Source organism: Giesbergeria giesbergeri (genome assembly GCF_054779375.1).
On sequence record NZ_BAAGYJ010000007.1, the window covers coordinates 129,318 to 141,275 of the forward strand.

Here is an 11,958-nt window from a genome sequence, read left to right on the forward strand (position 1 = left end):
GTTTGATTGCAACATGGTGGCCGATACCTTTCAGCCTGGCTTTTGTGCCTGTGGGCAACGCACTTGCAGCAGCTCGCGCTCAGCCAGCGTAGCGCCAAAGCGCACGGCACTCAGGCAGCCACCCCAGACACAACCGGTATCCAGCGCCAGCACATCGGGCCGGTTGAGCCAACCCAGCGTAGACCAATGCCCAAACGCCACCAGATGGCCTTGGGTTTTCCGCCCCGGCACCTCAAACCAAGGCAGCAGGCCTGCTGGCGTCACCGTGGCACTCTCGGTGCTGGCAAAGTCCATGGCTCCGGCAGGCGAGCAAAAGCGCAGCCGCGTCAGGGCATTCACTACCACCCGCAGCCGGTCTATGCCTTGGAGTTGGTAGCTCCAATGGTCGGGCGCATTGCCATACATCTGGCGTAAAAACAGCGGCAAATCGCGGCTGCACAGTACCGCCTGCACCTCTTTGCCCAAGGCCAATGTTTGCGCCACATCCCACTGCGGCAGCACCCCGGCATGTACCATCAACATGGACTGGCCACCATGCTCGAGCGTGCGCACCAGCGGTTGCTGGCGCAGCCAATCAAGCAGCGTCATCCGGTCGTGTGCTTGCAGCACCGGCGCCAAGGTATCGCGCAACGAGGGTTTGCGCGCCCCGTGGGCTACGGCCAGCAGGTGCAGATCGTGGTTGCCCAACAGGCTGAGAATGGCTCCATCGGCAGCCAAGCAGCGGCGCAACACCTGCACCGAGGCTGGCCCCCGATTCACCAAATCGCCCAGCAGGTAAACCGTATCCCGGCTGGGAGAAAAGTCCACCTGCTCCAGCAGCCGTTGCAGTGCCTCGTCACAGCCCTGCACATCACCAATACAGTAAACGGCCATGGGGTGACAACGTGGTTAAACGTTGATGGCGCTTTGCGAGCCAGCCTGTTGGCGCAGCGCAAATTTCTGGATTTTGCCGGTGCTGGTTTTGGGCACTTCGCCAAAAATGACGTGGCGTGGCACCTTAAAGCCCGCCAAGTGCAGTTTGCAGTGTGCCACGATGTCTTCTACCGTGGTTTGTGCGCCCAATTTCAGTTCAATAAATGCGCAGGGCGTCTCGCCCCACTTGGGATCGGGCTTAGCCACCACGGCAGCGGCCAGCACATCGGGGTGGCGGTACAGCACATCTTCTACCTCAATGGAAGAGATGTTCTCGCCGCCCGAAATGATGATGTCCTTGCTGCGGTCTTTGATTTTGATGTAGCCATCGGGGTATTGCACCGCCAAATCACCGCTGTGGAACCAGCCTCCCCGGAAGGCTTCTTCTGTGGCGCTAGGATTTTTCAGATAGCCCTTCATGGCGATATTGCCCTGAAACATAATCTCGCCCATGGTTTCACCATCGTGGGGCACTGGCTCTAGGGTTTCGGGGTTGCGCACACTGGCACCGCGTTGCAGGTGGTAGCGCACCCCTTGGCGGGCATTCAGGCGGGCACGCTCGCCAATATCGAGCTCGTTCCAGGCATCGTGTTTGGCACAAACTGTGGCCGGGCCATACACTTCAGTTAGGCCATAAACATGGGTCAGGTCAAAGCCCATTTTTTCCATGCCTTCAATCATGGACGCTGGTGGGGCCGCCCCCGCCACCATCGTTTTCACTCCAGCAGGAATGCCCTCCTTCATCGCCGCAGGCGCGTTCACCAGCAGGCTCTGCACAATGGGGGCACCACAGTAGTGCGTCACGCCATGCTGGCGAATAGCATCAAAGATCGACTGCGCATCCACACGGCGCAGGCAAACGTTCACGCCAGCGCGTGCTGCCACCGTCCAAGGAAAGCACCAGCCGTTGCAGTGGAACATGGGCAGCGTCCACAAATAGACGGCATGCTTGGGCATGTCCCACTCCAACACGTTGGAGATCGCGTTCAGTGCCGCCCCCCGGTGGTGGTAGACCACCCCCTTGGGGTTGCCAGTGGTGCCGCTGGTGTAGTTCAGGGCAATAGCATCCCACTCGTCGGCAGGCAGTTCCCAGGCAAAGTCCGCATTGCCGCCTGCCACAAAGGCCTCGTAGGTGGTGTTGCCCAGACGTTGGCTGGCAGGGCCATACAGCGCGTCCTCTACATCAATCAGCAAAAGCGGTGTTGTGCTGTGGCGCAAGGGCAGCGCCTTGGCCACCACGCTGGCAAATTCTGGATCGACAATCAGGGCTTTGGCCTCACCGTGGTCAAGCATGAAGGCAATGGCTTCAGGGTCAAGGCGGGTGTTGAGCGTGTTCAGCACGGCCCCAGCCATTGGGATACCAAAGTGGGCTTCCACCATGGGGGGCGTGTTGGGCAGCATCACGGCCACAGTGTCGTTTTTACCAATGCCAGCCTGTTGCAAAGCACTGGCCAATTGGCGGCAACGGGCATAGGTCTGGCTCCAGGTCTGGCGCAAGTCGCCATGCACAATCGCCAGCCGTTCGGGGTAGACCTCGGCAGCACGCTCAATAAAGCCCAAAGGCGATAGAGGGGCAAAATTAGCAGGGTTGCGTGGCAGGTCTTGGTCGTAGATGGATGTCATGAGAAAACAGTTCGGACAAAAAACGCCTGGCAGCGCCACGGCGACGGAACATTGCACAGCACCCCGTCCGCGCACCAGCGCGGCCACTATGGTGCCAGCAGCAAGCCAGTTTACGCGCAACTGTGGGCTATCCCGTGTCTGTCTGTATGGAAGCGGGCTCCCAGTCCCATCAGCTTTGCGCCGACAATAGGCTAGTGTCTATCCCTCAGTCTTTCATTCAGGAACTTCTCTCGCGCGTCGATGTAGTCGATGTGGTGGGGCGCTATGTGCAGCTCAAGAAGGGCGGCGCCAACTTCATGGGGCTGTGCCCCTTTCATGGCGAGAAATCACCCTCTTTCAGCGTCAGCCCAGCCAAGCAGTTCTACCACTGCTTTGGTTGTGGCAAAAACGGCAACGCCATCAGTTTTCTGATGGAGCATACCGGCATGGGTTTTGTCGAGGCGGTGCATGACCTGGCCCGACAGACCGGGCTGCAAGTGCCCGAAGATGATTTATCGCCACAACAACAGGCCCAAGCCAGCGCCCAGCGACACAAGCAGGCCACCCTGACAGATGTGTTGGAGCAGGCGGCACAGGCATACCGCCGTCAATTGCGTGGTGCCCAGCGGGCCATTGCCTACTTGCAAGGTCGGGGGGTTTCGGGGGAAGTTGCCCGTGCCTATGGTGTCGGCTATGCCTCAGAAGGCTGGCGCCACTTGGCCAGCGTGTTTGCCCAATACGACGATCCATTGCTGGAGGAAAGCGGACTGGTCATTGCCCACGCTGAAGAGGGCGGTAAACGCTACGACCGCTTTCGCGACCGGGTGATGTTTCCCATCCGCAACGTCAAAGGCGAGTGCATCGGCTTTGGTGGCCGGGTGTTGGGCGATGACAAGCCCAAATACCTCAACTCCCCCGAAACCCCCGTATTTCACAAAGGTCGGGAGCTTTATGGTCTGTTTGAGGCCCGCACGGCCATACGCGAGCAAGGCTATGTTTTGGTGGCAGAAGGGTATATGGACGTGCTGGCGCTGGCCCAGTGCGGTTTTGCCAACGCCGTAGCCACGTTGGGCACCGCCTGCACCCCAGAGCATGTGGCCAAGCTCTTTCGTTTTACCGATACCGTGGTCTTTAGCTTTGATGGCGATGCAGCCGGGCAGCGGGCAGCACACAAGGCACTGGAAGGCGCCCTACCCTATGCCACCGACACCCGCAGCATCAAATTCTTGTTTTTGCCACCCGAACACGATCCAGACAGCTTTATCCGCAGCCACGGTAGTGACGCCTTTGCCCGTCTGGTAACAGGGGCGCAGCCCTTGAGCCAATTTATGTGTGCTGTGGCAGCGCAGCAATGCGATCTGAGCACCCCCGAAGGGCGCGCGCACATGAGCAGCAATGCCCGACCCTTGTGGTCAGCCTTGCCCGATGGGGCACTCAAGCGTCAGCTCTTGGGCGATATTGCCGCGCAGGCCCAGCTTTCCGGAGCCGACTTGCTCGAAATCTGGCAACGTGCCAACGCTCGCGGCCCCCACCACATCAGCACCATCCACGGTAGCGATTCACCAGCCACTGCTGCCGGCCCTGCTGATCCGACATCTTCGCGCCGTGCCACCCCGTCACGCCCCGCCAGAAGCGCCACCGCACTCGCTTCCAGACGCGCAGTGCCTGTCAGCCGTGCCGACCATGCCACCCGTCTGCTGCTGTCGCACATGGCCTTTTTTGATGAGCTCTCGCATGAAGATCTGGCCGCTTTGCACGCTCTGGGCCATCCCCACAGTCCCCTGTTAGCTTGGCTGGAGGAGCAGTTTCATGAACACGGTGCTTTGCCGTGGGCAGTATTGCGCGAACGCTTGCGGGGACACAGCAGCCACCAGTTGGCCGAGCAACTGATGACGGGCTCCCATGCACAGGCCGAAGGAGATATCGACGAACTGCGCCAAGAGCTGCGCGACCTGCTCAATCGCATCCTGATCGAACAACTCAAAATCGAAGAAAACGCCTTGATCTCTGCTGTGGGCCATGACCCAGTGGCGCGCCAACGCTACTACGAACTGCACCAACAACGCCGCGCCCTAGAGAAAGGCAAGACGGGCGCCCCTTGAATAGACACATCAAGCGTACAATATAGAGTTTTTCGGCAAGAGCGACAGCAGCACCTCCGGGTGGGCCACCGTGACACACACGCACAACCGCCCCTGGCACCGCAAGGACTGCACACCAAATGTTCGCCCAGACATCTTGCCCTAGGGTGGAGTCCATTCCGCCCCAACCCGCCTGAGCCGTGCCTGTCGTGCCGGAATCTGCCGTGGTGCTTGTGTTTTTCTTTGTGTTCTTCTTTGTTTGTGAGGTTGTACATGCCTGCTCCAGAGTTCGCGAAGTCTTTCCTGCCTGCCCCAGATACCGCCGCTGGGGCGGATCCCGCCATACCCCCCCGGCCTGCATCGGTATCCGCCGATGCCCCCCGGACAGTGACCTCTGAGAAAGCCACCACCGTGACCAAGCCTGCCGCTCCTGCCCCCGCCCCGGAAGAAAAAATCGTCACCACCAAAAAAACCATTCAGCTCAAACCGCTGGCTGCTGCACTGGAGCCAGAAGCGCCTATCGTCACCATCAAGAAGAAAAAAACCATCCAGCTCAAACCACTGGCGGCTGCACTAGAGCCAGAACCTGTGGTGGTGGTCAAGAAAGTGGCACCGCCCAAAGTGTTGCTGGTGGTTCCGGCTGACAGCGAAGAGCCCGTGAAGAAGCGTCCGGGCCGTCCGGCCAAATCGGCCGCCAAAACCGACCCCGCCACCGGCGCAGCCAAAGTTCCAGCCAAGCGCGGCCGCAAGCCCAAGGCCAACCCCGATGCCGATCCCGCCGATGATGCCGACCTGTCCGACATCGAAGCCGATCTCGAAGGCGAGGTAGAAGCAGAGGTGGAGGCCGAGGCCACGCCCAGTGCAGAAAAGGTCAAGCCGCTGCGCATGAAGATCAGCAAGGCCAAAGAGCGCGCCTTGATGAAAGAATTCGGCCTGGACGAAACCGTTCTATCTGAAGAAGATCTGGCCAAGCGCCGCTCGCGTCTCAAAACCCTGATCAAGCTGGGTAAAACACGCGGCTACCTCACCCACGCCGAAATCTCCGATCACTTGCCCGACAAACTGATCGATGCCGAAACGCTGGAAGTGGTCATCGCCATGCTCAACGACATGGGTGTAGCCGTATACGAGCAAACGCCCGATGCCGAAACCCTGCTGCTGACCAACACTGCGCAGACCGCCGCGACCGAAGAAGAGGCTGAAGAAGCCGCTGAAGCCGCCTTGTCTACCGTAGACAGCGAGTTTGGCCGCACCACCGACCCTGTGCGTATGTACATGCGCGAAATGGGCACCGTAGAACTGCTGACGCGCGAAGGCGAAATTGAAATTGCCAAGCGGATTGAAGGCGGTTTGCAGGCCATGATGGAGGCCATCAGCGCCTCGCCCGCCACCATTGCCGAAATCCTCAACATGGGCGAGGAAATCCGCGAAGGCAAAGTCGTTATCTCCACCATCGTTGATGGCTTCTCCAACCCCAACGAGGCCGATGACTATGTGGCCGAAGAAGATTTCGACGAATTTGACGAAGCCGATGATGACGAAGCCGATGATGACGATGGTAAGGGCGGCTCCAAAGCCCTGACCAAAAAGCTCGAAGAGCTGAAAAAACAAGCCTTAGAACGCTTTGACAAGCTGCGTGAACTGTTTGAAAAGATCCACAAGATCTACGAAAAAGAAGGCTACGGCACCCCTGCCTACATGAAGGTACAGGAAGCCCTGTCTGCCGAGCTGATGACCATCCGCTTTACCGCCAAGACCATTGAAAAGCTGTGCGACATGGTGCGCGCCCAGGTCGACGATGTGCGCAAGAAAGAACGCGAACTGCGCCGGATCATTGTGGACAAGTGCCGCATGCCACAAGAAACCTTTATCAAGGAATTTCCTGCCCACTTGCTCAATTTGGAGTGGGTAGAAAAGCAGGCCGCTGCTGGCAAGCCGTGGAGCGCCACCATGGCGCGCAATATCCCGCCTATCCAAGACCTACAGCAAAAGCTGATCAATCTGCAAACCCGTGTAGTGGTGCCGCTGTCGGAGCTCAAAAGCATCAACAAGCGCATGAACGAAGGTGAAGCCACTTCGCGCAATGCGAAGAAAGAGATGATCGAGGCCAACCTGCGTCTGGTGATCTCGATTGCCAAAAAATACACCAACCGGGGTTTGCAATTCCTAGATTTGATCCAGGAAGGCAATATTGGCCTCATGAAGGCTGTAGACAAGTTTGAATACCGCCGTGGCTACAAATTTTCCACGTATGCAACGTGGTGGATTCGCCAAGCCATTACAAGGAGCATTGCCGATCAGGCCCGTACCATCCGCATTCCGGTACACATGATCGAAACGATCAATAAAATGAACCGGATTTCGCGCCAGCATTTGCAAGAGTTTGGCTTTGAGCCAGATGCCAGCGTGTTGGCCGAAAAAATGGAGATTCCGGAAGACAAAATCCGTAAAATCATGAAAATCGCCAAAGAGCCGATTTCCATGGAAACCCCGATTGGCGATGATGATGACAGCCACTTGGGCGATTTTATCGAAGATGGAGCCAATACGGCCCCCATTGATGCGGCTATGCAAGCCGGTTTGCGTGATGTGGTCAAAGACATTCTGGATGGCCTGACCCCCCGCGAAGCCAAAGTATTGCGGATGCGTTTTGGTATTGAAATGTCCACCGACCACACTCTAGAAGAAGTGGGCAAGCAGTTTGACGTGACGCGCGAGCGTATTCGCCAAATAGAAGCCAAGGCACTGCGCAAACTCAAGCATCCTAGCCGCTCGGATAAATTGCGCAGTTTTATTGATTCGCTGTAAGCCCACGCGCTTTATAGCATTTCAAGCCCGTCACCGCTTTGTGGGTGACGGGCTTTTTTTATAAAGCATCCAGAGGGCTTAAAATGCCCCGTCCGCCTTTGTTTAATACATGGGTATAAATCATGGTGGTACTGACATCGGCATGGCCGAGCAACTCCTGTACCGTCCGAATGTCATAGCCTGCCTGAAGTAAATGTGTGGCAAATGAATGGCGCAGCACATGGGGCGAAACAGGCTTGTCAATCCGTGCCAGCCGCGTTGCTTCACGCACTGCACGCTGTACCGATTCAGGATAGATGTGGTGGCGTCGCTCGATGGCTGTTCCGGTGCGTGCATCGGGGCGAGGATCGAGTGCCCGCACCTGCGATGGAAATACCCATTGCCAAGCCCAACTCCGATCAGCATCGGCATATTTCACAGCCAACGCATGGGGTAAATAGACCCGGCCTAGGCCAGCTGCCAAATCCTTTTCGTGTAATACCCGTGCTTTCTCCAATTGTGCCCGCAGCGGGGCCAACAGATTTTCAGGTAATACTGTGACTCTGTCCTTGTTGCCTTTACCCTCGCGCACCACGATTTCACGTCGAGAAAACTCCACATCTTTCACGCGCAGGCGCAGTGCCTCCATAAGCCGCATACCTGTGCCATACAGCAGTTGAGCAACCAAGCCCGTGGTGCCTTCCATGTGCAGCAGTAGTTCACGCACCTCTGATGGGGTGAGCACCACGGGCAAACGCTGGGGGCGTTTGGCCTGCACCACCTCGTCAAGCCAAGGCAGGTCACTGTCTAACACCCGCTTGTACAAATACAAAAGTGCTGCTTTAGCTTGGTTTTGTGTAGAGGCTGACACCTGTCGCTCTACTGCCAAATAGCTCAAAAATGCAGCTACCTCAGCAGACCCCATTTCTTGTGGATGCCGTTTGCCATGAAACAGGATAAAACGCCGTGCCCAATCGACATAGACTTGCTCTGTGCGGATACTGTAGTGTTGTGTGCGCAGATGAGCACGCATACGGTCTAGCAGTTTGGGTGGGGGCGGAGCATCTATGTGAGAGGTAAAGTCACGCATCCGTAAAATTTTAGGTTTGTCTAAACAATAGGCTATTGGAGTTTTCCTGTAGGTACAGTAGGATGCTTCCATCTTATCCGACCCTCTGTTTGTATGGGGGTGTCGTCTATTTCTAGTTAGCATTCGCCCACGATGGTGCTGATTCCATGCCCGTTAAAAATCTAGTTTTGTTTTCACCAGTTTTTCCAAAGTAGGCTTTGCCTTTGGTTTTTTCGGTGTCCTATTGGCACTGGTGCAGGTTCGTTTTTCCCGCTATGCTGCTGGCTTTGGGTGGCTGCTGTGTGGGCGTGGGTTCTAACTTGGCGCTCAAGCGGACAGCTTTCAGCTGCCGCTTACCTTAGTTCGTTAGGTCTCTTGCACACAAAACAAATGCTTAGCACTAAAAACGAGAGGAAACCACCAAATGAGTGAAGCATGCCCCAAGCCGGAAAATCAGGATCGCACAAACTGCCCAGAACGAAACAACAATGAAAACATAATAACAATCAATGTTCCCAATCAAAAAGGCAGCCCCGAGGCAAGCCAATCAATAACCATCCAGCCTCAGCCCGTTCGTCTTTCAGTAGACACATCCACAGATTGGCCAGCAGTTATTGCAACATCATCCGTCGCGATCGCCGTTGGCATCATGACCTACATTAGCCAACGAAATCAAATACGTGCATCAAAGGCAGGATTTAGACATGACTGGCAAAAAGAACTACGTACACTCATAGCCAAGTTTATTTCACTTGCGGCAACTGTTCGCTATGAAGTAGGCGGAAATCCGGATTACCTGAACAGCTCAGAATCCACCGAGCTGTTCGGTCAGCTAATTGACACTCACGCCAAAATTGAACTGATGCTAGACCGGAAAAAGGGATATTCCAAATCCATATCAAAAATCACGGAAGACATGATATTAGCCACAAGAAGCAGCGACATCAATCATCTAGAGGCACTAAGCAATAGCTTAGTTGATGTAGCAAATGGGGTTCTGGAGCAAGCTTGGCAAGATATTCAAGACGACCTGCACGGAAGAAAAATCAAACAATAACTTACCAGCAAGCACAACCAGAGTAAAGTCATAGCCTCGAATTGATACATGATATGCAGAGCCAATATAGAAATTGGCCTAACTCGGCGCTCAAGCGGACAGCTTCCAGCCGCCGCTTACCTTGGTTCGTTAGATTTCTCATTCATCTACCTTTCCTACCCATGAATATAGCTCACTACAATTTTGGTATCGAAGGAAATGCGCAATTCATGCGCGCAGCCGCAGACGCGCAAGAAGAAGTTATGGAGCCCTTCTTTGAGAGTCATGGTTGGGAGTATGCACCGCAACTATTTGAATCAGTGCCTGCACTTAAGGAGCGACACCAACCTACCGCATTCGGTGGCTTAGATATTGCTGGAACATTCGTTTTGTTCATTGGAACCTGTTTTGGAAAAAAGGTATTCGATGAAATTTACGACCGGACAGTTAAGCGCCCAATAGCTCAGTATCTCGACAAATTTTTTTCAGTGTTTTCTATCTACGATGGAAAAATGTTGGAGTACAGGGATGTTATTTACTTTAAAGATATTGATTTAGTAGTGGTGATTCGAACGTTAATCGACAAAAACAATACGAAGGCTGTTGAGGAAGACCTGCTTAACGGTCACATTATTGCTCATGCCTATGTAGAGCGGAATGGGAAAAAGGCAGCTATTCATTGTCATGTAGTTACGAACGGCCTAGTTTCTTCGGAGCCTCTGCTATTTGATTCACTTGAAAAAATCAAAGAGCACGACAAAAACATCGTTAAGCGCATTAAACGCTACTAGAAATCTAACCCTTCGCTCAAGCGGACAGCTTCTAGCTGCCGCTTACCTTATTCGTTAGTATTTCGCCCACGCCGGTGCTTATTCCAAGACTGGAAAAATCCGAGTTTTTCTGTCGCTGGCGTTCAAAAGTAGATTTTGCTTTCGGCTTGTCGGTCAGTGTTCTTTGGTTTCGTATTGGCGCTGGTGCAGGTTCGTTTTTACAGCTATGCTGCTGGCTTTGGGTGGCTGGTGCGTGGGCTTGGGTTCTAACTCGGCGCTCAAGCGGACAGCTTCCAGCTGCCGCTTACCTTGGTTCGTTAGGCCTCTCTTTTTGACCAATGCGTACCGCCATCATTTGGTCAAGCATGGTCGAGAAGCCAATGTTCATCGCACGTCTGCTTCATCGCCTCACCGAGTTGGCTGCCTGTCCATACTGGCAGTCAGCGAGCCAAGGTGCTACGCGAATGAACAGAAATCCACTGCACCGGCTGGTTGGCCGTCCGTCCTTCGGCGGCCAGCGCAATGCAGTGCTTCGCCATCAAATCTCTTGCATTGGCTCGTGGCCAGAAGTTCTGCTCATCATCATCGGCACAATGAGCGCGGCCAGTCCTGCGGCTGCCGCCAAGAGAATCCTCTCATCGCAAGTCAGCGCATGCGTGGCAGAATCTCCGCAAACGGTTTTCAACGGCATGCAAAGGCACAGGGAGTCAGTCATGCATAAGCCAAACATCAATATCCATCGGCATTCTGACGTGTTCTCATCCGCCTTATCACCTGCGCCGCGCCTAACTCGGCGTTCAACCGGACATCAACGTGCTGCGCACGTTGCTGCCGGTTAACTGGGGCGTTAGCCATAAAAAAGGGAGGGCCACTTTGGCTGAAAATATTATTGCCGGTCTGATTTCTGGCTTGCTTGCAACGATACTCGTTTTTGTTTTCCGATCCGCATGGAGTGCGCTCATTATTCCTTGGTTTGAGGAGCGTATTTATAAGGATGTCAGAATTGAAGGTAGTTGGTATAGCTTGTATCCAAGCTCGTCAGACGTTCGGCAAGAAGTAATTACCCTTCAACGACGCGGGCACGCAATTACTGGGACAATTATTTGTAGCTCCGGGAATGATTCGGGAGAAAAATATCAAGTCTCTGGCAGCTTTAGAAATATGCTTCTTCCGCTTACGTATGAGTCAGCAGATTTAACCAAGACTGACAGGGGGTCAATCACGTTGAAGGCCGTGCATAACGGAGAACGGTTGGCCGGAAAAATTGCCATGTACAATACCTTTGAGGATTCAGTAGAAACAGCCAATATTGTTTGGTTTCGATACAAGCCTGATCTTGATAAATATATTTTAGATTTGGCAAAGAAAAAGCCAGAAATTACAGAACTCCGAAAGCAATCTCGCCGCATTGATAAAGAACTAAAATTAGTCGAGGGGGTAATTGAAAAAATGCCTGAAGAGCTAGAGAAGCAGAGTGACACTGAGAAAGCTGTACAAACTGAGAACAGTGCCAACAACAAATAGCTAACCCGGCGCTCAAGCGGACAGCTTCCAGCTGCCGCTTACCTTAGTTCGTTAGGAATATCTATGAATTCAGATGAAAATCATCAATTAAAACATGAACTGAAAGAAGCCTTGCAACTAATCGAAAATCTCGGCACTAGACTGACGGGCCTCACTAGCGTTGTGCGCGTAATTGCG

8 protein-coding genes are annotated in these 11,958 nt (G+C 54.3%); 5 read left to right on the forward strand and 3 right to left on the reverse strand.

The window, feature by feature from the left end:
• Nucleotides 1–30: 30 nt before the first annotated feature.
• Both ACYVB2_RS12105 and ACYVB2_RS12110 read right to left on the reverse strand, forming a co-directional pair.
• Nucleotides 31–873 (reverse strand): symmetrical bis(5'-nucleosyl)-tetraphosphatase, encoded by an 843-nt coding sequence (locus tag ACYVB2_RS12105; protein WP_382433285.1) that lies wholly within the window; start codon nucleotides 871–873, stop codon nucleotides 31–33.
• 15 nt (nucleotides 874–888) lie between these two features.
• Nucleotides 889–2,535: an acyl-CoA synthetase gene (locus tag ACYVB2_RS12110; protein WP_382433287.1), complete on the reverse strand. Its 1,647-nt coding sequence runs from the start codon at nucleotides 2,533–2,535 to the stop codon at nucleotides 889–891.
• Nucleotides 2,536–2,729: 194 nt separating this feature from the next.
• On the opposite strand from ACYVB2_RS12110, the gene dnaG reads away from it, so the two are divergent.
• A complete protein-coding gene (gene dnaG, locus ACYVB2_RS12115) occupies nucleotides 2,730–4,616 on the forward strand; it encodes a DNA primase (RefSeq protein ID WP_382433289.1) in 1,887 nt (628 codons plus the stop codon).
• 252 nt (nucleotides 4,617–4,868) lie between these two features.
• Nucleotides 4,869–7,403 carry an RNA polymerase sigma factor RpoD gene (gene rpoD / locus ACYVB2_RS12120; protein WP_460536718.1) on the forward strand — a complete coding sequence of 845 codons (2,535 nt, stop codon included), beginning with the start codon at nucleotides 4,869–4,871 and terminating at the stop codon, nucleotides 7,401–7,403.
• A gap of 58 nt (nucleotides 7,404–7,461) precedes the next feature.
• Here rpoD and ACYVB2_RS12125 read toward each other — a convergent pair whose 3' ends face one another.
• Entirely contained in the window at nucleotides 7,462–8,472 is a 1,011-nt protein-coding gene (locus ACYVB2_RS12125) for an integron integrase (protein WP_382433293.1), read from the reverse strand.
• A 403-nt stretch (nucleotides 8,473–8,875) separates the two neighbouring features.
• Between ACYVB2_RS12125 and ACYVB2_RS12130 the strand changes: the two genes are divergently transcribed.
• The 3 genes from ACYVB2_RS12130 (at nucleotide 8,876) to ACYVB2_RS12140 (ending at nucleotide 11,781) form a co-directional block, all read left to right on the forward strand.
• On the forward strand, nucleotides 8,876–9,508 hold the full coding sequence (locus tag ACYVB2_RS12130; RefSeq protein WP_382434936.1) for a hypothetical protein: 633 nt from the start codon (nucleotides 8,876–8,878) through the stop codon (nucleotides 9,506–9,508).
• A gap of 161 nt (nucleotides 9,509–9,669) precedes the next feature.
• The gene (locus tag ACYVB2_RS12135) at nucleotides 9,670–10,278 is read left to right on the forward strand and encodes a hypothetical protein (protein WP_382434934.1); all 609 of its coding nucleotides are present in this window, start codon (nucleotides 9,670–9,672) and stop codon (nucleotides 10,276–10,278) included.
• A 792-nt stretch (nucleotides 10,279–11,070) separates the two neighbouring features.
• Nucleotides 11,071–11,781 carry a hypothetical protein gene (locus ACYVB2_RS12140; protein ID WP_382434932.1) on the forward strand — a complete coding sequence of 237 codons (711 nt, stop codon included), beginning with the start codon at nucleotides 11,071–11,073 and terminating at the stop codon, nucleotides 11,779–11,781.
• The last annotated feature ends 177 nt before the right edge of the window (nucleotides 11,782–11,958 follow it).

Bases quoted from the DNA above. Each gene is read 5' to 3' on its own strand.
- ACYVB2_RS12105 (WP_382433285.1), bottom strand. From the start codon at position 873: ATGGCCGTTTACTGTATTGGTGATGTGCAGGGCTGTGACGAGGCACTG.
- ACYVB2_RS12110 (WP_382433287.1), bottom strand. From the start codon at position 2,535: ATGACATCCATCTACGACCAAGACCTGCCACGCAACCCTGCTAATTTT.
- rpoD (WP_460536718.1), top strand. From the start codon at position 4,869: ATGCCTGCTCCAGAGTTCGCGAAGTCTTTCCTGCCTGCCCCAGATACC.
- ACYVB2_RS12125 (WP_382433293.1), bottom strand. From the start codon at position 8,472: ATGCGTGACTTTACCTCTCACATAGATGCTCCGCCCCCACCCAAACTG.
- ACYVB2_RS12130 (WP_382434936.1), top strand. From the start codon at position 8,876: ATGAGTGAAGCATGCCCCAAGCCGGAAAATCAGGATCGCACAAACTGC.
- ACYVB2_RS12135 (WP_382434934.1), top strand. From the start codon at position 9,670: ATGAATATAGCTCACTACAATTTTGGTATCGAAGGAAATGCGCAATTC.